A 24,637-nucleotide genomic window follows, 5' to 3' on the forward strand; every position below is an offset into this window, starting at 1 on the left:
CCACGAGAGGTGAAAATATGACAAAAAGACTTCTAGTATTAGAAGATGGTACAGTTTTTGAAGGCAAGGCCTTCGGAGCAGATATTGATGTAACAGGCGAAATCGTCTTTAATACAGGGATGACCGGCTACCAAGAATCCATTACAGACCAGTCTTATAATGGACAAATCTTGACCTTTACCTATCCTTTGGTGGGAAATTATGGAATTAACCGTGATGATTACGAATCCATTATTCCAACTTGTAAGGGAGTTGTCGTTTTCGAAGAGGCGCGTCGAGCTAGCAACTGGCGCAACCAAATGACCTTGGACGAATTCTTGAAAGCTAAGAAAATTCCGGGTATTTCAGGGATTGATACGCGTGCACTTACCAAGATTATCCGTAAGCATGGTACCATGCGTGCAACTTTGACTCATGTTGGGGACAGTATGGACCATGTGACGGACCAGCTCCAAGCAACAGTCTTGCCGACAGACAATATCAAGCAGGTTTCTACTAAAACTTCCTATCCAGCTCCTGGAGTTGGTTTGAGTGTGGTCTTAGTAGACTTTGGTCTCAAGCACTCAATCCTACGTGAACTTTCTAAGCGTAACTGTAACGTGACGGTTGTTCCTTATTCAACAACGGCAGAAGAAATTCTCCACCTAAATCCTGATGGAGTTATGTTGTCAAATGGTCCAGGTAACCCAGAAGACGTTCCAGAAGCACTGGACATGATTCGTGGTGTGCAAGGGAAAATTCCAATTTTCGGTATTTGTATGGGACACCAACTCTTTGCTATGGCAAACGGTGCTAAGACCTACAAGATGAAATTTGGTCACCGTGGATTTAACCACGCGGTACGTGAGATTGCTACAGGACGCGTAGATTTTACCAGCCAAAACCATGGTTATGCAGTTAGCCGTGAGGACTTGCCAGAGCACTTGATTATTACTCACGAAGAAATCAATGATAAGTCAGTTGAAGGAGTTCGCCACAGATACCAACCAGGTTTCTCTGTTCAATTCCACCCAGATGCAGCTCCTGGTCCACACGACGCTAGCTACCTCTTTGATGAATTTATCGAGATGATGGAAGCTTTTAAACAATCAAACTAAGAACGAGTAAAAGCTCGTCGAAGAATTTATGTAACTGAACACGGACGGAAAGCTCGGAATTTAGAGAAACCAACTTGGATTGTCAATCCTTCCTTGGTTTCCTAAAATTCAATCGCTTTCTATTCGTCCTTTGTATCTTATTTAATGTCGCTCTGTGAGGCGACGAATAGAAAGGAGAAGATACATTGTTCGCGGAAGTGAACACGCCCTAAGAACTGTGTGAAAAAGATAAACATCGTCTTGACGCTGAAGGCGTCTGCACCGAGTTTCCTATTTCACTATGTTCTTTACGGGCTTTGTATCATAAACTATGCCTAAACGTACTGATATTCAAAAAATTATGGTGATTGGTTCTGGTCCGATTATTATTGGTCAGGCTGCTGAGTTTGACTACGCTGGGACCCAGGCCTGCTTGTCTTTGAAAGAGGAAGGTTATGAAGTTGTCTTGGTGAACTCAAACCCTGCCACTATCATGACGGATAAGGAGATTGCGGACAAGGTCTACATCGAACCGATTACACTGGAGTTTGTGACACGTATTCTCCGTAAGGAACGTCCAGATGCCTTGCTTCCAACTCTCGGTGGCCAGACAGGACTCAATATGGCCATGGAATTGTCTAAAAACGGTATCTTAGATGAGCTCGGTGTCGAACTTCTGGGAACTAAATTATCTGCCATCGACCAAGCCGAGGACCGTGACCTCTTTAAACAATTGATGGAAGAGCTTGAGCAACCAATTCCAGAATCTGAAATTGTCAACACAGTGGAAGAAGCTGTTGCCTTTGCGGCATCAATCGGCTACCCTGTTATCGTTCGTCCAGCCTTTACCCTTGGTGGTACTGGTGGTGGTATGTGTGCCAACGAAGAAGAATTGCGTGAAATTTCTGAAAATGGGTTGAAACTGTCACCTGTTACCCAGTGTTTGATTGAGCGTTCCATTGCTGGTTTCAAGGAAATCGAATACGAAGTCATGCGTGACTCAGCTGACAATGCCCTCGTTGTTTGTAACATGGAAAACTTTGACCCCGTTGGGATTCATACAGGGGATTCCATCGTATTTGCTCCTGCCCAAACCATGTCGGACTATGAAAACCAAATGCTACGTGACGCGAGCTTGAGCATTATTCGTGCCCTCAAGATTGAAGGGGGCTGTAACGTTCAGCTAGCCCTTGATCCGCATAGCTTTAAGTATTATGTTATCGAAGTGAACCCCCGTGTATCACGTTCGTCAGCCCTTGCTTCTAAGGCGACGGGTTATCCGATTGCCAAATTGGCTGCCAAGATTGCCGTTGGTTTGACTCTGGATGAGGTCATCAACCCAGTTACAGGTTCAACTTATGCTATGTTTGAACCAGCTCTTGACTACGTCGTTGCCAAGATTCCACGTTTCCCATTTGACAAGTTTGAAAAAGGTGAGCGTCGTCTTGGTACTCAGATGAAGGCAACTGGAGAAGTCATGGCTATCGGTCGGAACATCGAGGAGTCTCTTCTAAAAGCCTGTCGTTCACTTGAAATTGGGGTTCACCATAATGAAATGCCTGAACTAGCAACTGTTTCGGATGATGCCTTGATTGAAAAAGTTGTCAAGGCCCAAGATGACCGTCTCTTCTACGTATCAGAAGCCATTCGCCGTGGCTACACACCAGAAGAAATTGCTGAATTGACCAAGATTGATATCTTCTATCTAGATAAACTCTTGCACATCTTTGAAATTGAGCAAGAATTAGGTGCCCATCCACAAGATCTAGAAGTTTTGAAAACAGCTAAGTTAAATGGCTTTTCAGACCGCAAGATTGCGGAGCTTTGGGAAACGACAGCTGACCAAGTTCGCCAACTTCGCTTGGAAAACAAGATTGTCCCAGTTTACAAGATGGTTGATACCTGTGCGGCGGAGTTTGACTCTGAAACACCATATTTCTATTCAACCTATGGTTGGGAAAATGAATCTATCAAATCTGACAAGGAATCCGTTCTAGTCCTAGGTTCAGGTCCAATCCGTATCGGTCAAGGGGTTGAGTTTGACTACGCAACAGTTCACTCTGTTAAGGCGATTCAAGCAGCTGGTTATGAAGCTATCATCATGAACTCAAACCCAGAGACTGTTTCAACAGACTTCTCTGTGTCTGACAAACTTTACTTTGAACCATTGACGTTTGAAGATGTCATGAATGTCATCGACTTAGAGCAACCAAAAGGCGTTATTGTTCAGTTTGGTGGTCAAACAGCTATCAACCTTGCAGAGCCCTTGGCAAAAGCAGGTGTGACCATCCTTGGTACACAAGTTGCTGACCTAGACCGTGCCGAAGACCGCGACCTCTTCGAGCAAGCCCTTAAAGACTTGGATATTCCACAGCCACCTGGTCAAACAGCAACTAATGAAGAAGAAGCTGTGCTTGCAGCTCGCAAAATTGGTTTCCCAGTTCTCGTTCGCCCATCTTATGTCTTGGGTGGACGTGCCATGGAAATCGTTGAAAACGAAGAAGACCTCCGTTCTTACATGCGTACAGCTGTTAAGGCTAGTCCAGACCACCCAGTTCTTGTTGATTCATACATCGTTGGGCAAGAGTGCGAAGTCGATGCCATCTCAGACGGAGAAAATGTTCTCATCCCTGGTATCATGGAGCATATTGAACGTGCCGGTGTTCACTCAGGTGACTCAATGGCCGTTTATCCTCCACAAACCTTGTCGCAAAAGGTGCAGGAAACCATCGCTGATTATACTAAACGTCTAGCAATTGGCCTTAACTGTCTTGGAATGATGAACATCCAGTTTGTCATCAAGGATGAACAAGTCTATGTTATTGAGGTCAATCCACGTGCCAGCCGTACGGTTCCATTCCTTTCTAAGGTAACCAATATTCCTATGGCTCAGGTAGCGACTAAGCTCATTCTTGGTCAAAGTCTTGAAGAACTTGGCTACCAAGATGGCCTTTATCCAGAAAGCACTCGCGTTCATATCAAGGCGCCAGTCTTCTCCTTTACCAAGCTAGCGAAAGTAGATAGCTTGCTTGGTCCTGAAATGAAGTCAACAGGGGAAGTTATGGGTTCTGATACTACTTTGGAAAAAGCTCTCTATAAGGCCTTTGAAGCTTCCTACCTACACTTGCCAACCTTTGGAAATGTTGTCTTTACCATCGCTGATGATGCCAAAGATGAAGCCTTGGACTTGGCTCGTCGTTTCCAAAATATTGGCTATGGTATCCTCGCGACAGAAGGGACAGCAGCCTTCTTTGCCAGTCATGGACTCAAAGCCCAACCTGTTGGTAAGATTGGTGATGATGAGAAGGATATCCCCAGCTTTGTCCGCAAAGGGAAAATTCAAGCGATCATCAATACTGTCGGAACCAAACGAACTGCTGATGAAGATGGTGAGCAAATCCGCCGTTCAGCCATTGAACACGGTGTGCCACTTTTTACAGCTCTAGATACAGCTAATGCCATGCTCAAGGTACTAGAAAGTCGTAGTTTTGTCACAGAAGCGATCTAGTTTAGACAGAATTTTCACAGTTTTAAAGCCAGCGTCAAAAAACGCTGGCTTTTGCAATACAGAAATTGCCTATTTCAACCATCATTCTTTCCTTAAGAATCATTCTAAAATATGATATAATAAGGAAGAATTAGAAATAGGAAACTATTTTCATTATATTTTCAAAAATTCCATTAAGAAAATAGGTAAAGACAGATTAGAAAGTGTAAAATTCCGATGTCTTCTTACAAAAAAGTCTCTCTTTCTGAGATCAACCAATCTATTGAAACTCCCAATAACAATCATTTTTGGCAAAATCTAAAAGCATTTTTAGGGCCTGGAGCTCTTGTAGCAGTTGGCTACATGGATCCTGGAAACTGGATTACCAGCGTGGTTGGTGGTGCTTCCTACAAATATAGTCTCTTATTTGTTATTTTGATTTCATCCATCATTGCCATGCAGCTACAACAGATGGCTGGAAAGCTCGGTATCGTAACTAAGATGGACCTAGCACAGGCAACAGCTCATCATGCTCCCAAGTGGCTTCGCTATAGTTTGTGGGTGATTTTAGAATTAGCTTTAATGGCGACAGATTTAGCCGAGGTTTTAGGTTCAGCGATTGCCTTAAATCTTTTATTTAAAATACCGATTATGGTCGCTATCCTCTTAACCGTTTTGGATGTATTTCTTTTGTTGTTGTTGATGAAATTTGGCTTCAAAAAAATTGAAGCCATTGTTACGACTCTTATTTTAACCATATTAGCCATCTTTACCTATCTTGTGGCCTTATCCAGTCCAAGTATTCAGGGGATTATTGGTGGTTATTTACCAACTTCAACTTTATTTGAAACACCGTTACCAGGTCATGAAAGTCAATTGACCTTGGCTCTAGGGATTGTAGGTGCGACAGTCATGCCCCATAATCTCTATCTTCATTCATCCCTATCCCAAACAAGGAAAATCAATCACAAAGATAAGAAGGATGTGCGGAAAGCCGTGCGTTTTATGACATGGGATTCAAATCTTCAGTTGTCCTTAGCCTTTATTGTCAATTCCTTGCTTCTCATTTTAGGTGCCTCCCTCTTTTTTGGTCATGCATCTGAAATTTCAGCTTTTTCTCAAATGTACAATGCTTTACAGGATTCAACGATAGCAGGAGCGATAGCCAGCTCAACTCTGTCAACTTTATTTGCTCTAGCTCTCTTAGCAAGTGGCCAAAATTCGACTATTACAGGTACCTTGACAGGACAGATTGTCATGGAAGGTTTCTTGCATCTGAAATTGCCTCAGTGGATTATCCGTATCGGTACACGTATTTTTGCCTTGCTCCCTGTGATTATTGTAGCCGTCTTGTTTGGACATCAAGAAAAAACCTTGGATCAGTTATTGGTCTATTCACAGGTCTTTCTTTCAATCGCTCTTCCGTTTTCAATCTTCCCCTTAATCTATCTGACTTCTAAAAAGTCACTGATGGGAGAATTTACCAATGCCAAGTGGAACACAATCCTAGGTTACGCAGTTTCAATCATCTTGACCATTCTCAATATCAAGCTTCTTTTCGATATTTTTTAAACTTGTTCAAATTAGTTCTCGGCACTAGCTTGAAGCTTGATATTGAGATAATAGTAGTGGTTGATTCATAAAAAGAAGTAAAAAAAGAACAGTTGAAACTGTTCTTTTTATTATTATTTGAGACCGTATTTTTTGTTGAAACGATCCACGCGTCCATCTGCTTGGGTGAACTTTTGACGTCCAGTGTAGAATGGGTGTGAGTCTGATGAAATTTCCACACGGATCAATGGGTAAGTTTCGCCTTCGAACTCAACAGTTTCGTTAGAGCGTTTTGTTGAACCGCTAAGGAATTTGTAACCAGTAGTTGTGTCCATGAAGACAACTGGGCGATATTCTGGATGGATATCTTTTTTCATTTTTCAATATTTCCTTTCTGCCATGGTCTCTTTGCGAGCCATAGATTGTTACCTTACTAGTCTATCAGATTCTGATAAGTTTGGCAAGTATTTTATCAGTTTTTAAACAAGTTTTTTAACTTTTGGTAGATGATTTCGTTTTCTTCTAGACTATAGGAATTGGCGCCGCTAGCTAATGGGTGCCCTCCTCCGTCGTGTTCTTTGGCAATTTCATTGATAGGAGTGATTTTACTGCGCATACGCACACGGAAGTGGCCATCAGCTTGTTCAACAAAGATGGCCCAAGCCTTAACAGTATCAATTCGACCAGGTGCTCCAACAATCGCTGCTGTTTCAGCATCTGTAACCTTATATCTTTTCAAGATTTCTTGAGTAAGCAGAACGCGTGCGGCTCCGTTTTCATCAACTTCTAAGTAATCATAGACATACCCTTGAAGTTTTGCAATCTTATAGCTAATGGTATCCATCTTGCGTGTCAAACTAGCAAAGTCAAAGTTGTACTCTCTCAAGGAAGAAGCGATACGAAGGGTCCTAGCTGAGGTAGAAGGATAAAGGAAACGTCCTGTATCTCCAACGATACCAGCAAAAAGAAGTTCAGCGGCATGATCTGATAAGGTTAGTTGATTTTTTTCTGCAAATAGGGCAATCATCTCACTAGCGCTACTTGAACTTGTATCCACCCAAGATAGGTCACCATAAACATCATCATTTGGATGGTGGTCAATCTTAATGATGGTCTCTGCCTTAAGATAGCGCTTATCATCAATACGAGCAGTATTAGCCGTATCACAAACAATCGCAAGAGAACCCTCGAATTCATCATCTTCAACTTGATCCATTGTGGCTAGCCAAGTTAAAGTCGGTAAATCATAACCAACAACCTTGATTTTTTTTTCAGGAAAATTATATTGGAGCAACTCTTTGAGTCCTACTTGACTCCCCAACGCATCGGGATCAGCTCTCATGTGGCGGTGGATAATAATTGTATCGTATTTTTTAATTTGTTCTAAAATTTGCTGGCAAATTTCCATAAGTAACCTCAATTCTTTCTCATTTCATTGTAGCACAAGAATTTTTATTTTTAAAATGAAAAAGATATGATATAATGGAGAAAGATAAATTGAGGAGGACGATATGGCATTAGCAAAAATTGTATTTGCCAGTATGACCGGTAATACCGAAGAAATTGCAGATATTGTAGCAGACAAATTGCGTGACTTGGGCTTGGATGTCGATGTGGATGAATGTACGACTGTTGACGCTTCCGACTTCTTGGAAGCAGACATCGCTATCGTTGCGACTTATACTTACGGTGATGGAGAATTGCCAGATGAGATGATGGACTTCTACGAAGACCTAGCAGATCTCAACTTGAATGGCAAAATCTACGGGGTTGTTGGATCAGGTGATACCTTCTACGACGAATTCTGTAAGGCTGTTGATGACTTTGATCGCGTATTTGTAGCGACAGGAGCAGAAAAAGGTTCAGAGTGTGTTAAAGTGGACCTCTCTGCCGAAGAAGAAGACATCGAACGCTTGGAACAATTCGCAGAAGAATTAGCTGCAAAAGTAGGATAAGAATCAAACTGCGCTGACTGGAAGAAGTCAGTGCGTTTTTTTATTAGTTATTTTGGGATTTTACTAGCCTATTTGGTAGCTTTTTGATACAATAATTCAAATAAAGGAGGAGACTGTATGAACTTAGATATGATTCGGCAAGAAATTGATCAAATCGACGACCAAATCGTCAAGCTCTTGGAAGAACGAATGCATTTGGTTGAGGGAGTAGTTACCTATAAGAAAGCCTCAGGAAAACCTATTTTAGATACTAAAAGAGAAGAAGTTATTTTTGAAAAGGTCAAAAATCGAGTAGAAGATAAGCGCTATCAGGAGACCATTGTTGCTACTTTTTCAGACATTCTCAAACGTTCGCGTGATTATCAGGATCAAAACATCAAATGAAAAAAGAACAATTCTATCGGCTAGGAATTTTTCTGGCTGCAATGGTGGGAGGCCTTGTCCGCTATCTCATTTCCACTTGGTTACCAGCCAGTCCAGACTTTCCTTTTCCTTGGGGCACCCTCCTTGTCAACTATCTGGGCATTTTCTGCTTGATCTATCTGGTGAAAGGCTATCTGGTCTATAAGGGAACTAGTAAAGGCTTGGTTTTGGCGCTGGGGACAGGATTTTGTGGTGGCTTGACAACCTTTTCTAGTCTAATGCTTGATGCAGTGAAACTGCTTGATATCGGGCGTTATCTTAGTTTAAGCATCTACTTATTTTTGAGCATTGGTGGAGGTCTGCTCTTGGCTTATGTTCTAGGGAGGAAGAAATGGTAATCGTTTATCTTGCAATCGCCTGCGGGTTTGGAGCCCTGGTGCGTTATTTCTTTTCCCGCTATAATCAAGCTTCTAAATTGCCACTAGGAACTCTCATAGCCAATCTTCTAGGATGTTTTTTAATTGGCCTACTCTACAATCATGTGGAGTCCAAGGAAGTCTATGCCATCCTTGCGACAGGTTTTTGTGGAGGGTTAACGACCTTTTCTACCTTGAATGACGAGCTGCAAAGACTATTAAGTGACAAGAAGATATTTTATAGCTATTTTCTCTTAACTTACATAGGCGGTTTTCTAGCGATTTTTTTAGGAATTCTGCTATAAATTTCTTTACTTTTAGGTGGAAATTTGGTAAACTGTATCTTGTGTGTAATGGACGCACAAAAATACAGTTTATCCGCTGAGGAAGGTTCCTCAAGATTGACAAAGATAGGAGAATAAAATGAATCCATTAATCCAAAGCTTGACTGAAGGTCAACTTCGTACAGATATCCCATCATTCCGTCCTGGTGACACTGTTCGTGTATACGCGAAAGTTGTCGAAGGTAACCGTGAACGTATCCAGATTTTTGAAGGTGTTGTGATCGCACGTAAAGGTGCGGGCATCTCAGAAAACTACACAGTTCGTAAAATTTCTAACGGTGTAGGTGTTGAGCGTATCTTCCCAATCCACACTCCACGTGTTGAAAAGATCGAAGTTGTTCGTTACGGTAAAGTACGCCGTGCGAAATTGTACTACTTGCGTGCACTTCAAGGTAAAGCAGCTCGTATCAAAGAAATCCGTCGTTAATTCGACTAAAAAACTCTGCTTATTCAGCAGGGTTTTTCTCTAGCTCCCTTAGTTCAATGGATATAACAACTCCCTCCTAAGGAGTAGTTGCAGGTTCGATTCCTGCAGGGGGCATATAAATTATTGATTTTACTAGGGGTTTGAGGTGTTTCGCTCCAAATCCGCCCCTAAATTACAAGAATTATATAAAGTGTCGATGTAGAATCGATAAGCAACTGCTAGAAGTACTTTAACAAAATATCATGGATTATAAAATTTGGAGTAATAATGGTTGATAAAGATTGTTATTTTGATAAGATAGAATCTATCTTAAACGGATCTAGCAATTTTTATATTTCTTCAACTGAACAATTGAATAAATGTTTAGATCATGTTGTTCAGTTGATTTCGGATTCATATGTTTTATATATAAATGATTCATATACCTCCTCATCTTTTTTAGCTATTAGTGTGTTGGAAGAGGTTGGAAAAATTCAAATGGGAATATTTATTAAAGGTTCAGATTCCTATATGAGAAAAGATAAATTAAGAGATCATAAGTCTAAACAAATTGTAGGTGCGAGCCACACTATTTGTATGGGCGAAAGGATTAAAAATTCAATTTCTAATGAAAATTTGGAAAAAATTTTTCAATTTATTTATTCTGGTGAATTAAAAGATTTAAGAGAAAAAGCAATTTATTGTGATAGAAAAAATAACAATATTGTGACACCAAAAGATTTAATTACTCAAGAACTTGCAAGAAATCTACTTTTATTTGCGATAGAATCATTTGATGATAATCTGGTGGGATGGACAGATCACTCAATCGAGTTATCAAAGAAAACTGATTTATTTTTTGAAATTATTGCCAATTCTAAGATGAAATAGATAAAAACCGCTCTGCTGAGCGGTTTTCGTATTTTATCATACTTTACAGTACCCACGTACGGATAGCATGGGCAACGCCAGATTCGTCATTTGTTTTGGTGATGTATTTGGCGATTTTTTTGAGTTTTGGATTTCCATTTTCCATAACAACGGGGTTGCCAACGACTTCCAGCATGGCACGGTCATTCTCTTCGTCCCCAATCGCCATGGTTTCATCTTTGGTCAATCCGAGTTTTTCAGCTAGGTGAGTGATGGCTGAGCCCTTATCTACATTCTTTTTAAGGAGTTCGAGGTAGAAGGGAGCAGATTTGTTAATGGAGTAACGTTCGTAAAATTCGGCTGGTATCTTTTCAATCGCAGCATCGAGGATTTCTGGTTCATCGATAAACATACACTTGACGATTTCCTTGTCAGCCATTTCTTCAGGAGTGCGGTAGAAGATGGGCATGCTGACGAGGATTGATTCGTGCACCGTGTATTTTCCGATATTCCGATTAGCAGTATAGATACCATCCTTGGTAATGGCGTGCATGTGGACACCGAGCTTACGACTGAGAAATTCCATATCTAGATAATCCTCATAGGTCAGGGATTCGCTGATAATCTCATGGCCAGTAGCAGTTTCTTGGACCAGGGCACCGTTGAAGGTTACAACATAGTCACCTTCGTCTCTCAACTGCAAGTCGTCCAGAAGTTTGGCAACACCTGCGATGGGACGGCCCGTTGCAATTACGATTTTGACACCGGCTTGTTTGGCGTCTTGGATGGCAGAAAAGACTTCAGGAGTGATTTCCTTTTTACTGTTGACTAGGGTACCATCGATATCGACGGCGATTAGTTTAATACTCATATAGTTCCTCTATTAGTTCTTATTTGGGGTAAAATGATCGTTCTCAATCAAGTGTAAAAATTGCTGGGTAATGCTTGCGAAGATGCTATTTTGATCTAACATTTCTTTAGGGAAATAGAAACGATTGTCTCCATGGCGACTGCCAGCAAGGGATTGGACGATAGGAGACAGGCTAGAGAGTTCAGCCAGTTCTCCATTTTTTTGTATAATCTCAATCTGTGTCCGTGGATTTTCAGATTCGGGACGATAGATATCATAAGGGAGGTCAAAGTTCTTATGAATGGCAGTATAGTAGTCTGGATCAAAACCGATTTCTTCAACCAGTTGTCTCATGGTTGCGAGTTGGTCTTGGTCTTTTTCTGAAAAAGTAATGGATTTAAAGACCTTGCGGTTGACAAAACGTTGCGACAAGTCGGCTAGTATCTTGTCAGGACTGGTCATCCAGAGTTGGAAGTAGGTATTCATCACGCCGTCATCAAGTGCCAGATAATCAGATAGAGTAACTTTCTTTTCAAAAAAAGGTAGCAAATGAGGAGAAGTGCGTGCAAAGAAGTCCTTGTCTTCAGGATAGAGTTCCTTGGCGCGTTTGAGGAGATTTTGTAGGAGAACTTCCATGGCCCGTGTTGCTGGGTGGAAATAAACCTGCATATACATCTGGTAGCGACTGAGAACGTAGTCTTCGATGGCATGCATGCCGTTGCGCTGAAAGGCGATCCCATTTTCGACAGGACGAATGACTCGGAGGATGCGAGTCAGGTCAAATTCCCCATAAGATGCTCCTGTAAAATAAGAGTCGCGCAATAGATAGTCCATGCGATCCGCATCAATCTGACTAGAAATGAGCTGCACGACCTGCTTGTTAGCATAGGTATGGTCGATAACACTGGCTACCTTTTCTGGGCAATCTGGCGCTACTTGTAGCAGGACTTGGTGAATCTCTGTCTCAGGACTTTGGATGATTTCCTGAGTAATGGCTTCATGATTTGTATCAAAAAGATTTTCAAAAGTATGGGAGTAGGCACCATGCCCAAGGTCGTGTAGGAGAGCAGCGGTCATGGTCAAGAGAGACTCAGCAGGATCCCATTCTTCAGGGTATTTTTCTTCAAAAATCTCCGTGATACGTCGAGCAATCTCATAGACTCCCAAACAGTGGGAAAAGCGACTGTGCTCACCACCATGGAAGGTATAACTGGAAGTCCCTAGCTGTTTGATACGGCGAAGACGTTGAAATTCTTTTGTATTGATCAAGTCGTATATGACCTGATTATTGACGTGGATATAGTTGTGAACTGGGTCACGGAATACTTTTTCGTTCATATGACCATTATAGCAAAATCCTGCTCTTTTTGGTAAAATAGTAGGACAAGAGACAAGAAAGAGGATTTGATGTGAAGATTCGGATGCGAAATACGATTCAGTTTGATGAACAATTGGAAGTCATTGACCAACTCTATGACGTGGAAGTGCGTGAAAAGGGAGATTATCACTATCTGCTTTTCTACAATGAGGAAAAAGAAAAAGTGGTTCTCAAGTTTCATAGTCAAGAACTGGTGATGACCCGTTTCTCGAGTCCCAAAACCATCATGCGTTTTCTAAAGGATAGTGATAGTTTAGCCTATATTCCGACTCCAATGGGGATGCAGGAGTTTATCATTCAAACGAATCACTATGAATTGGATGGGCAAAAGATTGAATTAGCCTATCAACTGCAAAACCAAGAGGGACACCCCTTTGCCAGCTATCAATTAGAAATTACTTGGGGATAAGAAAAGGTTGGCGAGAGCCAACCTTATTTGATATAGAGTTCTTGATTTTTTAGAACAATTTCACGTACACTTGCGAATTTCTTGAGTTTTTTAAGTTCTTCAGGATGGGTTACGAGAGTGATAACATAGCCGTCTTTGCCCATGCGACCTGTACGACCAGCGCGGTGAGTGTAAGTTTCCATGTCTCTAGGAATATCAAAATTTATGACACATTCTAGGCTATCGATATCAATTCCACGAGCCAGAAGGTCAGTTGCAAGGAGCAGGGTTAGTTGCTTGTCTTTAAACTTTTCTAAGATGACTTTTCGAAATTTAACATTGACATCGCTAGCGAGGGAAACAGCCAAGATATCGCGATACTGTAATTTTTCTTCTGCACTTCCAAGATCTGATAGGCTATTAAAGAAAACTAGTCCGCGGAAATCCTCTACATGAGCTAGTTTTCGTAGCATATCCACTCGGTGACGTTGGTCTACCTGCATGTAGAAATGTTGGATGTTGTCTAACTTTTGATCAGAGAGATCAATGGTGCGCGTGTTAGGCGCAATCTTTTCTTGGTCAAACTTGGTCGTCGCACTCATGTAGATGAGTTGGTGGTCACGAGGTGCGTAGTGAGTGATTTTCTCAACAAAGTGAATCTGAGAATCATCGAGCAATTGGTCGAATTCATCCAGGATGATGGTTTCCACATTCATCATCTTGATTTTTTTCAATTTAATCAACTCAAAGATACGGCCAGGGGTTCCTATCAGAATTTCTGGTCCTTTTTTGAGGCGTTCAATCTGGCGTTTCTGACTTGAACCTGATAAGAAGAGCTGAGCAGTCAAACCGATAGCTTCTGCCCACGTTTTACACACGTCAAAAATCTGTCCAGCTAGTTCTGTATTTGGTGCTAGAATCAAGAGTTGCTGGGCTTTTTTCTTTTGTAGTCTGAGAAGACTAGGTAAGAGATAAGCGAGGGTCTTACCAGTTCCTGTTGGGCTTACTCCCAGTAAGTTTTCTCCAGCGAGAATGGGCTCAAATAGTTGAGTTTGAATGGGGGTGAATTCTTGGAAACCGAACTGGTCGCTCAGTTCTTGCCATTCAGTCGGTAGTTTGGTTTTCATTTTTCTGCCTCAAATCTAATGCCAGCAGTCTGGCGCATAGTGTATAGTAGCTCATGAACAGAACCTGCATCATCCAGCCAGTTCTGGTAAAGTTTCTGGTCTGGTTGCTGGATCATGTGTGCAAATGTAGTGACTTCCTCAGTCATTGTATGAGGAGCCTGTTGGATAGGGAGTTGAACTTGATTTCCTCGGTGGTTAGTAAAAATAGCTGAGCGGACATGTTCAATCGTGTTGAGGGTCAAGGTTCCATCCGCTGTATAAATCTCACAAGGAAGATTGGAAGTGATGTTTTTCCCAGCTTTGATATGAACTTGAAAGTCAGGGTAGAAGAGGATACCGTCTCCATTTAGGTCAATGCTATTGCTAAGTTGTTGGGCCTGATAGGTCGCGTCCTTAGCTTCTCCAAAGAGACGAACAGCAGCGTAGACAGGATAAATCCCCAAGTCCATAAGGGCTCCACCGGCAAAACGGTCTGAAAAGACATTTGGCGTCTGCCCAGCCAACAAGTTCGGCATCTTGGAAGAATACTTGGCATAGTTGAAATCTGCGCCTAAGATTTGCTTGTCTGCCAAAAAATTCTTGATAGTGGTAAAGGCTTCCTCGTGGTAATTACGAGCTGCCTCAAAGATAAAACAGTGATTTTTCTCAGCTGTCTGTCTCAAATTCAGCCATTCTTGTGGCTGAGTGACAGCTGGCTTTTCAAGAATGACGTGCTTACCAGCAGACAAGGCAGCCTTGGCTTGAACAAAATGCAAGGAGTTTGGACTGGCGATATAGACCACATCAAAGGAAGACTTAAAGAAGTCTTCTAATTGATCAAAGAGTTGGATATTTTCATAGCGAGAAGCAAAGGTTGCGGCAGTTTCTAGTTTTCTAGAATAGACTGCGACCAGCTGGTATTCTCCGCTAGCATGGGCTGCTTCTATGAAATGGTGGCTGATAGCACCTGTTCCGATGACACCTAATTTTAGCATAAATACTCCTTTTCCGATTTTAAAACCTTCCTTCATTATAGCACAGAAAAGAAGGACTATCCAACAGATGGTAAAAATTTTCAAATGGACTACGCTTTTCTTAAAGAAAGTGGTACAATATTTAGATAAGTAGATGAAATAAGAAGGGGGAGAAAATGAGATTATTACCAATAAGAAAAATATCACGTCAGTCTAAGAGACTAGCGCTTTTTTTAACTTTTTGCGCAGGGTATGTAGATGCCTATACCTTTATCGTGCGAGGGAATACCCTAGTAGCAGGCCAAACTGGGAATGTGGTTTTTCTCTCTGTAGGACTCATTCAACAAAATGTATCGGATGCCAGTGCCAAAGTAATGACCTTGCTTTCCTTTATGATGGGGGTCTTTTTACTAACATTGTATAAAGAAAAATTACGAATTGTTAAAAAACCGATTTTATCCTTGATTCCACTCGCTATCTTATCCATAATCATTGGTTTTGTTCCCTTGTCAGTAGACAATATCTACCTAGTTCCACCTTTAGCCTTTTGTATGGGACTGGTGACAACAGCCTTTGGAGAAGTGTCGGGTATCGCCTATAATAATGCTTTTATGACAGGGAATATCAAACGTACCATGTTAGCTTTTGGAGATTATTTCCGGACCAAGCACACTCCTTTTTTACGTGAAGGTTTCATATTTGTTAGCTTGCTTAGCAGTTTTGTCTTTGGAGTTGTTTTTTCAGCCTATTTGACGATTTACTATCAGGAGAAGACAATTCTAGGTGTTCCCCTGATGATGAGCATCTTTTACATCAGTATGCTTTTTGCTTCTTGGAGAAAAAAAGGGAAAGAAAAAGCTTAAATTTGATTGATTTCGCTTGTAAGAAAAAAGAAGATATGCTATACTTGAAGAGTTGACTATGCACAATCCTGTGCAACCGCACGAACATCGTTGCTCACATAGTGAGTATAAAGTGGTTCGTCCCACGATGCTAGGCGAGTCTTCACAAAAATACGGGGAAACCCTAAAAATCATAGGAGGTGCATAATGAGCACATACGCAATTATCAAAACTGGCGGAAAACAAGTTAAAGTTGAAGTTGGACAAGCAGTTTACGTTGAAAAATTGAACGTTGAAGCTGGTCAAGAAGTTACTTTTAACGAAGTTGTTCTTGTTGGTGGTGAAAACACTGTTGTCGGAACTCCACTTGTTGCTGGAGCTACTGTAGTTGGAACTGTTGAAAAACAAGGAAAACAAAAGAAAGTTGTTACTTACAAGTACAAACCTAAAAAAGGTAGCCACCGTAAACAAGGTCACCGTCAACCATATACAAAAGTTGTCATCAACGCGATCAACGCTTAATTTTAAGGAGAACACATGATACAAGCAGTCTTTGAGAGAGCCGAAGATGGCGAGCTGAGGAGTGCGGAAATTACTGGACACGCCGAAAGTGGCGAATACGGCTTAGATGTCGTGTGTGCATCGGTTTCTACGCTTGCCATTAACTTTGTCAATTCCATTGAGAAATTTGCAGGCTACGAACCAATCTTAGAATTAAACGAAGATGAAGGTGGCTATCTAAAGGTTGATATACCAGCGGACCTTCCTTCACACCAGAGAGAAATGACCCAGTTATTCTTCGAATCATTTTTCTTAGGTATGGCAAACTTATCGGAGAACTCTTCTGAGTTCGTCCAAACCAGAGTTATCACAGAAAACTAACACGGAGGAAAACATTATGTTAAAAATGACTCTTAACAACTTGCAACTTTTCGCCCACAAAAAAGGTGGAGGTTCTACATCAAACGGACGTGATTCACAAGCGAAACGTCTTGGAGCTAAAGCAGCTGACGGACAAACTGTAACAGGTGGATCAATCCTTTACCGTCAACGTGGTACACACATCTATCCAGGTGTAAACGTTGGACGTGGTGGAGACGATACTTTGTTCGCTAAAGTTGAAGGCGTAGTACGCTTTGAACGTAAAGGTCGCGATAAAAAGCAGGTTTCTGTTTACCCAATCGCAAAATAAAAAGGTCCAGTAAACCTTTTTATCCCGAGCCTTGAAATGAAAAGGCGAGGAAGCTAGAAGTAGCATTAAATGAGGCTTTCCGAGTTTTCGGAGAGCCTATTTTTTTGTTTTGATATCCATAATTCTTTGTTACTAGTGTAGATGAATTTTGTGAGTGACATTATTTTTCCTAGGTGGAAAACTTCTAAAATATGGTATAATGAACAGATAGAGAAGTTGGGGGGTAAAAGATGAACATTCAACAATTACGCTATGTTGTGGCCATTGCCAATAGTGGTACTTTCCGTGAAGCTGCTGAAAAGATGTATGTTAGTCAGCCGAGTCTGTCTATTTCTGTGCGCGATTTGGAAAAAGAGCTTGGTTTTAAGATTTTCCGTCGGACGAGTTCGGGAACATTTTTGACTCGTCGTGGAATGGAATTTTATGAGAAAGCGCAAGAATTGGTCAAAGGCTTTGATGTTTTTCAAAATCAGTATGCCAATCCTGAGGAAGAAAAGGATGAATTTTCCATTGCCAGTCAGCACTATGACTTCTTGCCACCAACCATTACGGCTTTTTCAGAACGTTATCCTGATTATAAGAACTTTCGTATTTTTGAGTCTACTACAGTTCAAATTTTAGACGAAGTGGCTCAAGGACATAGTGAGATTGGGATTATCTACCTCAACAACCAAAATAAAAAGGGCATCATGCAACGGGTTGAAAAGCTTGGTTTAGAAGTTATTGAACTAATTCCTTTCCAGACTCACATTTATCTTCGTGAAGGGCATCCTTTAGCACAGAAAGAGGAATTGGTCATGGAGGATTTAGCGGATCTGCCAACGGTTCGTTTTACTCAGGAAAAGGATGAGTATCTATACTATTCAGAGAACTTTGTCGACACAAGCGCAAGCTCGCAGATGTTCAATGTGACGGATCGTGCTACTTTGAATGGTATTTTGGAGCGGACGGATGCTTATGCGACTGGATCTGGGTTTTTAGATAGTGACAGTGTTAATGGCATCACAGTCATTCGTCTCAAGGATAATCTAGATAACCGCATGGTCTATGTCAAACGGGAAGAAGTGGAACTTAGTCAAGCTGGGACTCTTTTCGTTGAGGTTATGCAAGAATATTTTGATCAGAAGAGGAAATCATGAAAAAAAGAGGAATAGTAGCAGTCATTGTACTGCTTTTGATTGGGTTGGATCAGTGGGTTAAAGCCTATGTTGTCCAGCAGATTCCACTAGGTGAAGTTCGTTCGTGGATCCCCAATCTCGTTAGCTTGACCTATCTGCAAAATAGAGGAGCAGCCTTCTCCATGCTGCAAGATCAGCAGTGGTTATTTGCTGTCATTACACTGGTCGTCATGGTGGGTGCCATTTGGTATCTACATAAACACATGGAGGATTCTCTCTGGTTGGTTTTTGGACTGACTTTGATAATCGCGGGAGGTCTGGGCAACTTTATCGACAGAATGAGTCAAGGTTTTGTGGTGGATATGTTTCACCTAGACTTTATCAACTTTGCGATTTTCAATGTTGCTGATAGCTATTTGACAGTCGGCGTGATTGTTTTATTGATTGCAATGCTTAAAGAGGAAGTAAATGGAAATAAAAATTGAAACTGGTGGGCAACGTCTAGACAAGGCTCTGTCGGACCTGACAGAATTGTCACGCAGTCTCGCGAATGAACAAATTAAGGCTGGACAAGTCTTGGTGAATGGGCAAGTAAAGAAAGCCAAATACACTGTCCAAGAGGGGGATATCGTCACCTACTATGTGACAGAACCAGAGGTTTTAGAATATGTGGCTGAGAATCTGCCGCTCGAGATTATCTACCAAGATGAGGATGTAGCCGTTGTTAACAAACCTCAAGGCATGGTGGTGCATCCGAGTGCTGGTCATACTAGCGGAACCTTGGTCAATGCCCTCATGTACCATATCAAAGACTTGTCAGGTATCAATGGGGTTCTCCGACCGGGTATCGTTCACCGCATTGACAAGGACACATCTGGTCTCCTCATGATTGCGAAGAATGATGAGGCCCACTTAGCACTTGCCCAAGAACTCAAGGATAAGAAGTCTCTCCGCAAATACTGGGCGATTGTTCATGGCAATCTTCCCAATGATCGTGGTGTGATTGAAGCTCCGATTGGTCGTAGTGAAAAAGATCGTAAGAAACAGGCAGTGACTGCTAAAGGGAAGCCAGCAGTGACTCGTTTTCAAGTCTTGGAACGCTTTGGAGATTATAGTTTGCTAGAGTTGCAACTGGAAACAGGGCGTACTCACCAAATCCGTGTTCATATGGCTTATATTGGCCATCCAGTCGCTGGTGATGAAGTCTATGGTCCTCGTAAGACTTTGAAAGGACATGGACAGTTTCTCCATGCAAAGACTCTAGGTTTTACTCATCCGAGAACAGGTGAAACCTTGGAGTTCACAGCAGATATTCCAGAGATTTTTAAAGAAACGCTGGAAAGATTGCGTAAAATTGAGAATAGATAAAAGAGTTGAGATGCCTTGTCTCAACCTTTTTCATTTCAAGTCTTTTCTATTTTAAAACATTCATGTTATAATGGATAAATATGAAGAATCGGAGTGAGAATATGAAGTACAAACGAATCGTCTTTAAGGTAGGGACCTCCTCCTTAACAAACGAAGACGGGAGTTTATCAAGAAGTAAAGTAAAGGTAATTACCCAACAATTAGCTATGTTGCATGAAGCTGGACATGAGTTGATTTTGGTTTCATCTGGGGCAGTTGCCGCTGGATTTGGAGCTTTGGGTTTTAAAAAACGTCCAACCAAGATTGCAGATAAACAAGCTTCGGCTGCAGTTGGTCAGGGACTTTTGTTGGAGGAATATACAACCAACCTCCTCATGCGCCAAATCGTTTCTGCACAAATCTTGCTGACACAGGATGATTTTGTAGATAAACGTCGCTATAAGAACGCCCACCAGGCCTTGTCTGTATTGCTTCATCGTGGGGCAATTCCCATCATCAATGAAAATGACAGTGTCGTTATTGACGAACTCAAGGTCGGGGACAATGACACTCTGAGTGCCCAGGTAGCGGCGATGGTTCAAGCAGATCTTTTAGTTCTCTTGACTGATGTGGACGGTCTCTATACTGGAAATCCCAACTCAGATCCAACAGCCAAACGTCTTGAGAAAATCGAGACTATCAATCGTGAGATTATTGATATGGCTGGTGGAGCAGGTTCTTCAAACGGAACTGGGGGTATGCTGACAAAAATCAAAGCTGCAACTATTGCGACGGAGTCAGGTGTGCCAGTCTATATTTGCTCCTCTATGAAATCAGATGCCTTGATTGAGGCAGCGGAGGAGACTAAGGATGGCTCCTTCTTTGTTGCGCAAGAGAAGGGACTTCGTACCCAGAAACAATGGCTGGCTTTCTATGCTCAAAGTCAGGGAACGATTTGGGTAGATGGTGGAGCTGCAGAAGCACTTTCAAAAAACGGGAAAAGTCTCCTTTTATCGGGTGTGGTAGAAGTGGAAGGAAACTTCTCTTACCACGATATTGTAACAGTAGCAGATAAAGAAACAGGTCAATCTCTTGGAAAGGGACGTGTCCAATTTGGCGTCTCAGCCCTAGAAGATATGCTCCGTTCTCAAAAAGCCAAGGGAGTCTTGATTCACCGTGATGACTGGATTTCAATCACTCCTGAAATCCAGCTGCTCTTTACAGAATTTTAGAGGTGAACGATGGTAAGTACACAAGAACAATTTGAACAGGTACAGGCTGTTAAGAAATCAATCAATACTGCTAGTGAAGCAGTGAAAAACCAAGCCTTGCTAGCCATGGCTGATCAGTTATTGGCAGCTACTGAGGAGATTCTAGAGGCCAATGCCCTCGATATGGCAGCGGCCAAGGGGAAAATCTCAGATGTCATGCTAGACCGTCTTTATTTGGATGAGGGACGTATAGAAGCGATGGCAAGAGGGATTCGTGAAGTGGTTGCTTTACCAGATCCAATCGGTGAAGTCCTAGAAACAAGTCAGCTTGAAAATGGCTTGGTTATTACTAAGAAGCGTGTGGCCATGGGGGTTATTGGGATTATCTATGAAAGCCGTCCAAATGTGACGTCTGACGCGGCTGCTTTGGCTCTTAAAAGTGGCAATGCGGTCGTTCTTCGTAGTGGTAAGGACGCCTACCAAACTGCTCATGCTATTGTCACAGCCTTGAAGAAGGGTTTGGAGACGACTACCATTCATCCATATGTGATTCAACTTGTGGAAGACACCAGCCGAGAAAGTAGCTATGCTATGATGAAGGCCAAGGGCTATCTAGACCTCCTCATTCCTCGTGGAGGGGCTGGCTTGATCAATGCTGTTGTTGAAAATGCTATCGTACCCGTTATTGAGACAGGAACTGGGATTGTCCATGTCTATGTAGATAAGGATGCAGACGAAGACAAGGCTCTAGCCATCATCAACAATGCTAAAACCAGTCGTCCTTCTGTCTGCAATGCCATGGAGGTCTTGCTGGTTCATGAAGACAAGGCAGCACGTTTTCTTCCTCGCTTGGAACAAGTTCTGGTTGCAGAGCGTAAGGAAGCTGGACTGGAACCAATTCAATTTCGTTTGGATAGCACAGCAAGTCAGTTTGTTTCAGGTCGAGCAGCTGAGGCACAAGACTTTGACACCGAGTTTTTAGACTATATCCTAGCGGTTAAGGTTGTGAGCAGTTTAGAAGAAGCGGTTGCGCATATTGAAGCCCACAGTACCCATCATTCGGATGCCATTGTGACGGAAAATGCTGAAGCTGCAACTTACTTTACAGATCAAGTAGATTCAGCAGCGGTTTATGTCAATGCCTCAACGCGTTTCACTGATGGAGGCCAGTTTGGTCTTGGATGTGAGATGGGGATTTCTACTCAGAAACTGCATGCGCGTGGGCCTATGGGCTTGAAAGAGTTGACCAGCTACAAGTATGTGGTTACTGGTGACGGACAGATAAGGGAGTAAGAGATGAAGATTGGATTTATAGGTTTGGGGAATATGGGAGCTAGTTTGGCCAAGGCTGTCTTGCAGGCCAAGACGGGTGCTCAGATTCTCCTTGCCAATCGTAGTCAAGCAAAAGTAGATGCTTTCATCGCTGACTTCGGCGGTCAGACTTCCAGCAATGACGAAATCTTCGCAGAAGCAGATGTGATTTTTCTAGGAGTTAAGCCTGCTCAGTTCTCAGACTTGCTTTCTCAATATCAGACCATCCTTGAAAAGAGAGAAAGTTTTCTTTTGATTTCCATGGCAGCTGGATTGACTTTAGAAAAACTAGCGAGTCTTCTGCCAAGTCAACATCGTATCATTCGCATCATGCCCAATACTCCAGTGGCTATCGGTCAAGGGGTGATTAGTTATGCCATGTCAGCAAATTGTCGTGCTGAGGATAGGGAACTCTTTTGTCAGCTTTTAGCCAAGGCTGGCCTCTTGGTTGAACTTGGGGATGGCTTAATTGATGCTGCGACAGGTCTTGCAGGTTGTGGACCAGCCTTTGTCTACCTTTTTATTGAGGCTTTAGCAGATGCGGGTGTACAGACAGGATTGCCCCGAGAAATGGCTTTGAAAATGGCAGCCCAAACAGTAGTCGGCGCTGGACAAATGGTTCTCGAAAGCCAGCAACATCCTGGAGTTTTGAAAGACCAAGTTTGCAGCCCAGGAGGTTCGACTATCGCTGGTGTAGCAAGTCTGGAGGAACATGCCTTTAGAGGAACAGTGATGGACGCAGTTCATCAATCTTACAAACGAACACAAGAACTAGGTAAATAAGAGGTGGCTTTGTCTGCCTCTTTTGTGGTTGATTGAATGGAGAAGACACAAAAAGATTGTCACAAACCCCTATTTTTTTGATAGAATAGAAGTAGTAAAAAAGAAATGAGTTAGACATGTTAAAAGGATTTTTAGTCTCTCTTGAGGGACCAGAGGGAGCAGGAAAGACCAGTGTTTTAGAGGCTCTACTCCCAATTTTAGAGGAAAAAGGAGTGGAGGTGCTGACGACCCGTGAACCTGGCGGTGTCTTGATTGGAGAGAAGATTCGTCAAGTGATTTTGGACCCAAGTCATACTCAGATGGATCCTAAAACAGAACTCCTTCTCTATATTGCCAGTCGTAGACAGCACTTAGTGGAAAAAGTTCTCCCAGCACTTGAAGCTGGCAAGTTGGTCATTATGGACCGCTTCATTGATAGTTCCGTTGCTTATCAGGGATTTGGTCGTGGCTTGGATATTGATGCCATTAATTGGCTCAATCACTTTGTGACAGATGGCCTCAAACCCGATTTGACACTTTATTTTGACATTGAGGTGGAAGAAGGGCTGGCTCGCATTGCTTCTAATAGTGACCGCGAGGTCAATCGTTTGGACATGGAAGGTTTGGACTTGCACAAGAAAGTTCGTCAAGGTTACCTTTCTCTTCTGGACAAAGAAGGAAATCGCATGGTCAAGATTGATGCGAGTCTTCCTTTGGAGCAAGTTGTGGAAACAACCAAGGCTGTCTTGTTTGACAGAATGGGCTTGGCTAAATGAAACAAGATCAACTAAAGGCTTGGCAGCCAGACCAGTTTGACCGCTTTGTCCGTATCCTAGAACAAAACCAGCTCAATCACGCCTATCTCTTTTCAGGTTTCTTTGGAAGCTTGGAAATGGCGCAGTTTTTGGCTAAGAGTCTCTTTTGTACGGATAAAGTAGGCGTTTTGCCGTGTGAGAAATGCCGAAACTGCAAGCTGATTGAACAGGAAGAATTTTCCGATGTTACCTTGATTAAGCCGGTCAATCAGGTCATCAAGACAGAACGCATTCGGGAATTGGTGGGCCAGTTTTCTCAAGCAGGAATTGAAAGTCAGCAACAGGTTTTTATTATCGAGCAGGCGGAGAAAATGCATCCTAATGCAGCCAACTCTCTGCTCAAGGTCATCGAAGAACCCCAGAGTGATGTTTACATTTTCTTCTTAACTAGCGATGAGGAAAAGATTTTACCGACCATTCGTAGTCGGACCCAGATTTTCCACTTTAAAAAGCAAGAAGAAAAGCTCATTCATCAATTAGAGCAAGCAGGTCTGGTTAAGAAAAAAGCGACTCTTTTAGCCCAGTTTTGTCAATCAAGAGCTGAAGCTGAAAAATTGGCAAATCAGGCAAGTTTTTGGACCTTGGTGGATGAAAGCGAACGCTTGCTAACTTGGTTATTAACCAAGAAAAAAGAAAGTTATCTCCAAGTAGCTAAATTAGCTAGCTTGGCAGATGACAAGGAAAAACAGGATCAGGTTTTGCGAATTCTCGAAGTCCTCTGTGGGCAGGATCTCTTGCAAGCAAGGATTCGACAGATCCTACAAGATTTGCTAGAAACCAGAAAAATGTGGCAAGCCAATGTTAGCTTTCAAAATGCCATGGAATATCTGGTCTTGAAAGAAATATAAACTCAATGAAGCATAAAGAAAGGAAAG

At 42.1% G+C, this 24,637-nt stretch carries 28 protein-coding genes, 1 tRNA gene, 1 pseudogene and 1 other annotated feature; of the genes and pseudogenes, 23 read left to right on the forward strand and 7 right to left on the reverse strand.

What is annotated here, in order from left to right; all coding sequences use genetic code 11:
* Positions 1-17: 17 nt before the first annotated feature.
* From B7705_RS03080 to B7705_RS03090, 3 genes are all read left to right on the forward strand, one after another.
* Positions 18-1,097 (forward strand): carbamoyl phosphate synthase small subunit, encoded by a 1,080-nt coding sequence (locus tag B7705_RS03080; protein ID WP_000166848.1) that lies wholly within the window; start codon positions 18-20, stop codon positions 1,095-1,097.
* A gap of 310 nt (positions 1,098-1,407) precedes the next feature.
* Positions 1,408-4,584, forward strand: coding sequence for a carbamoyl-phosphate synthase large subunit (carB, locus tag B7705_RS03085; RefSeq protein WP_084947675.1), 3,177 nt, complete (start codon positions 1,408-1,410; stop codon positions 4,582-4,584).
* Between the two features lie 216 nt (positions 4,585-4,800).
* Entirely contained in the window at positions 4,801-6,135 is a 1,335-nt protein-coding gene (locus tag B7705_RS03090) for an Nramp family divalent metal transporter (RefSeq protein WP_084947677.1), read from the forward strand.
* A 113-nt stretch (positions 6,136-6,248) separates the two neighbouring features.
* Here the strand turns inward: B7705_RS03090 and B7705_RS03095 are convergent, their stop codons facing one another.
* Both B7705_RS03095 and B7705_RS03100 read right to left on the reverse strand, forming a co-directional pair.
* Positions 6,249-6,491, reverse strand: a complete 243-nt coding sequence (locus tag B7705_RS03095) for a type B 50S ribosomal protein L31 (protein WP_000710762.1) — start codon at positions 6,489-6,491, stop codon at positions 6,249-6,251.
* Between the two features lie 95 nt (positions 6,492-6,586).
* Positions 6,587-7,522: a DHH family phosphoesterase gene (locus tag B7705_RS03100; protein WP_084947680.1), complete on the reverse strand. Its 936-nt coding sequence runs from the start codon at positions 7,520-7,522 to the stop codon at positions 6,587-6,589.
* Between the two features lie 103 nt (positions 7,523-7,625).
* Here B7705_RS03100 and B7705_RS03105 point away from each other — a divergent pair, with 103 nt between their 5' ends.
* From B7705_RS03105 to B7705_RS03135, 7 genes are all read left to right on the forward strand, one after another.
* Positions 7,626-8,069 carry a flavodoxin gene (locus B7705_RS03105; RefSeq protein WP_001162125.1) on the forward strand — a complete coding sequence of 148 codons (444 nt, stop codon included), beginning with the start codon at positions 7,626-7,628 and terminating at the stop codon, positions 8,067-8,069.
* A 117-nt stretch (positions 8,070-8,186) separates the two neighbouring features.
* Positions 8,187-8,453 carry a chorismate mutase gene (locus B7705_RS03110; protein ID WP_084947682.1) on the forward strand — a complete coding sequence of 89 codons (267 nt, stop codon included), beginning with the start codon at positions 8,187-8,189 and terminating at the stop codon, positions 8,451-8,453.
* The gene (gene crcB, locus B7705_RS03115) at positions 8,450-8,830 is read left to right on the forward strand and encodes a fluoride efflux transporter CrcB (RefSeq protein ID WP_084947685.1); all 381 of its coding nucleotides are present in this window, start codon (positions 8,450-8,452) and stop codon (positions 8,828-8,830) included. Before B7705_RS03110 ends, crcB (B7705_RS03115) begins: the two co-directional genes overlap by 4 nt.
* Complete coding sequence (crcB, locus tag B7705_RS03120; protein WP_084947688.1) at positions 8,824-9,153, forward strand: fluoride efflux transporter CrcB; 330 nt, start codon at positions 8,824-8,826, stop codon at positions 9,151-9,153. Before crcB (B7705_RS03115) ends, crcB (B7705_RS03120) begins: the two co-directional genes overlap by 7 nt.
* Positions 9,154-9,271: 118 nt before the next feature.
* Positions 9,272-9,619 carry a 50S ribosomal protein L19 gene (gene rplS, locus B7705_RS03125; protein ID WP_084947691.1) on the forward strand — a complete coding sequence of 116 codons (348 nt, stop codon included), beginning with the start codon at positions 9,272-9,274 and terminating at the stop codon, positions 9,617-9,619.
* 42 nt (positions 9,620-9,661) lie between these two features.
* Positions 9,662-9,733, forward strand: a tRNA-Arg gene (locus B7705_RS03130).
* Positions 9,734-9,886: 153 nt separating this feature from the next.
* Positions 9,887-10,489, forward strand: coding sequence for an AbiV family abortive infection protein (locus tag B7705_RS03135; protein ID WP_084947694.1), 603 nt, complete (start codon positions 9,887-9,889; stop codon positions 10,487-10,489).
* Positions 10,490-10,532: 43 nt separating this feature from the next.
* On the opposite strand, the gene yidA is transcribed toward B7705_RS03135, so the two are convergent.
* Together yidA and B7705_RS03145 are read right to left on the reverse strand one after the other, a co-directional pair.
* Positions 10,533-11,339, reverse strand: a complete 807-nt coding sequence (gene yidA, locus B7705_RS03140) for a sugar-phosphatase (RefSeq protein WP_084947696.1) — start codon at positions 11,337-11,339, stop codon at positions 10,533-10,535.
* Positions 11,340-11,351: 12 nt separating this feature from the next.
* The gene (locus tag B7705_RS03145) at positions 11,352-12,656 is read right to left on the reverse strand and encodes an HD domain-containing protein (RefSeq protein ID WP_084947698.1); all 1,305 of its coding nucleotides are present in this window, start codon (positions 12,654-12,656) and stop codon (positions 11,352-11,354) included.
* Positions 12,657-12,727: 71 nt separating this feature from the next.
* Here B7705_RS03145 and B7705_RS03150 point away from each other — a divergent pair, with 71 nt between their 5' ends.
* Positions 12,728-13,105 carry a YwiB family protein gene (locus B7705_RS03150; RefSeq protein WP_002881798.1) on the forward strand — a complete coding sequence of 126 codons (378 nt, stop codon included), beginning with the start codon at positions 12,728-12,730 and terminating at the stop codon, positions 13,103-13,105.
* A 23-nt stretch (positions 13,106-13,128) separates the two neighbouring features.
* Here the strand turns inward: B7705_RS03150 and B7705_RS03155 are convergent, their stop codons facing one another.
* Both B7705_RS03155 and B7705_RS03160 read right to left on the reverse strand, forming a co-directional pair.
* Positions 13,129-14,211: a DEAD/DEAH box helicase gene (locus B7705_RS03155; protein WP_084947701.1), complete on the reverse strand. Its 1,083-nt coding sequence runs from the start codon at positions 14,209-14,211 to the stop codon at positions 13,129-13,131.
* Positions 14,208-15,185 carry a Gfo/Idh/MocA family protein gene (locus B7705_RS03160; protein WP_084947703.1) on the reverse strand — a complete coding sequence of 326 codons (978 nt, stop codon included), beginning with the start codon at positions 15,183-15,185 and terminating at the stop codon, positions 14,208-14,210. Before B7705_RS03160 ends, B7705_RS03155 begins: the two co-directional genes overlap by 4 nt.
* A gap of 155 nt (positions 15,186-15,340) precedes the next feature.
* On the opposite strand from B7705_RS03160, the gene B7705_RS03165 reads away from it, so the two are divergent.
* The 4 genes from B7705_RS03165 (at position 15,341) to rpmA (ending at position 17,198) form a co-directional block, all read left to right on the forward strand.
* Positions 15,341-16,027, forward strand: a complete 687-nt coding sequence (locus tag B7705_RS03165; RefSeq protein ID WP_084947706.1) for a YoaK family protein — start codon at positions 15,341-15,343, stop codon at positions 16,025-16,027.
* A gap of 64 nt (positions 16,028-16,091) precedes the next feature.
* Positions 16,092-16,179 (forward strand) — a sequence feature (ribosomal protein L21 leader region).
* Between the two features lie 34 nt (positions 16,180-16,213).
* On the forward strand, positions 16,214-16,528 hold the full coding sequence (gene rplU / locus B7705_RS03170) for a 50S ribosomal protein L21 (protein WP_000109141.1): 315 nt from the start codon (positions 16,214-16,216) through the stop codon (positions 16,526-16,528).
* A gap of 15 nt (positions 16,529-16,543) precedes the next feature.
* Positions 16,544-16,888: a ribosomal-processing cysteine protease Prp gene (locus tag B7705_RS03175; protein ID WP_000613704.1), complete on the forward strand. Its 345-nt coding sequence runs from the start codon at positions 16,544-16,546 to the stop codon at positions 16,886-16,888.
* A gap of 16 nt (positions 16,889-16,904) precedes the next feature.
* On the forward strand, positions 16,905-17,198 hold the full coding sequence (gene rpmA / locus B7705_RS03180; RefSeq protein ID WP_000916509.1) for a 50S ribosomal protein L27: 294 nt from the start codon (positions 16,905-16,907) through the stop codon (positions 17,196-17,198).
* Between the two features lie 165 nt (positions 17,199-17,363).
* On the opposite strand, the pseudogene B7705_RS10140 reads toward rpmA, so the two are convergent.
* Positions 17,364-17,436 (reverse strand): annotated as a pseudogene (locus tag B7705_RS10140) (AraC family transcriptional regulator); the annotation flags it as partial.
* Between B7705_RS10140 and B7705_RS03185 the strand changes: the two are divergent.
* The 8 genes from B7705_RS03185 to B7705_RS03220 all read left to right on the forward strand — a co-directional run bounded on the left by B7705_RS03185 (position 17,429) and on the right by B7705_RS03220 (position 24,610).
* Complete coding sequence (locus B7705_RS03185) at positions 17,429-18,337, forward strand: LysR family transcriptional regulator (protein WP_001025717.1); 909 nt, start codon at positions 17,429-17,431, stop codon at positions 18,335-18,337. The pseudogene B7705_RS10140 and the gene B7705_RS03185 overlap by 8 nt on opposite strands.
* The gene (gene lspA, locus B7705_RS03190) at positions 18,334-18,801 is read left to right on the forward strand and encodes a signal peptidase II (RefSeq protein ID WP_000745694.1); all 468 of its coding nucleotides are present in this window, start codon (positions 18,334-18,336) and stop codon (positions 18,799-18,801) included. The genes B7705_RS03185 and lspA overlap by 4 nt, the downstream gene beginning before the upstream one ends.
* Entirely contained in the window at positions 18,785-19,684 is a 900-nt protein-coding gene (locus B7705_RS03195; protein ID WP_084947709.1) for an RluA family pseudouridine synthase, read from the forward strand. Before lspA ends, B7705_RS03195 begins: the two co-directional genes overlap by 17 nt.
* A 101-nt stretch (positions 19,685-19,785) precedes the next feature.
* The gene (proB, locus tag B7705_RS03200) at positions 19,786-20,895 is read left to right on the forward strand and encodes a glutamate 5-kinase (RefSeq protein ID WP_239822333.1); all 1,110 of its coding nucleotides are present in this window, start codon (positions 19,786-19,788) and stop codon (positions 20,893-20,895) included.
* 9 nt (positions 20,896-20,904) lie between these two features.
* Positions 20,905-22,167: a glutamate-5-semialdehyde dehydrogenase gene (locus B7705_RS03205; RefSeq protein WP_084947713.1), complete on the forward strand. Its 1,263-nt coding sequence runs from the start codon at positions 20,905-20,907 to the stop codon at positions 22,165-22,167.
* A gap of 3 nt (positions 22,168-22,170) precedes the next feature.
* Positions 22,171-22,968 (forward strand): pyrroline-5-carboxylate reductase, encoded by a 798-nt coding sequence (gene proC / locus B7705_RS03210; RefSeq protein WP_084947715.1) that lies wholly within the window; start codon positions 22,171-22,173, stop codon positions 22,966-22,968.
* Between the two features lie 116 nt (positions 22,969-23,084).
* The gene (gene tmk, locus B7705_RS03215; protein WP_084947718.1) at positions 23,085-23,723 is read left to right on the forward strand and encodes a dTMP kinase; all 639 of its coding nucleotides are present in this window, start codon (positions 23,085-23,087) and stop codon (positions 23,721-23,723) included.
* The gene (locus B7705_RS03220) at positions 23,720-24,610 is read left to right on the forward strand and encodes a DNA polymerase III subunit delta' (protein WP_084947720.1); all 891 of its coding nucleotides are present in this window, start codon (positions 23,720-23,722) and stop codon (positions 24,608-24,610) included. The genes tmk and B7705_RS03220 overlap by 4 nt, the downstream gene beginning before the upstream one ends.
* The last annotated feature ends 27 nt before the right edge of the window (positions 24,611-24,637 follow it).

This window comes from Streptococcus oralis subsp. dentisani (assembly GCF_002096685.1).
Taxonomy (GTDB): Bacteria; Bacillota; Bacilli; order Lactobacillales; family Streptococcaceae; genus Streptococcus; species Streptococcus oralis_AD.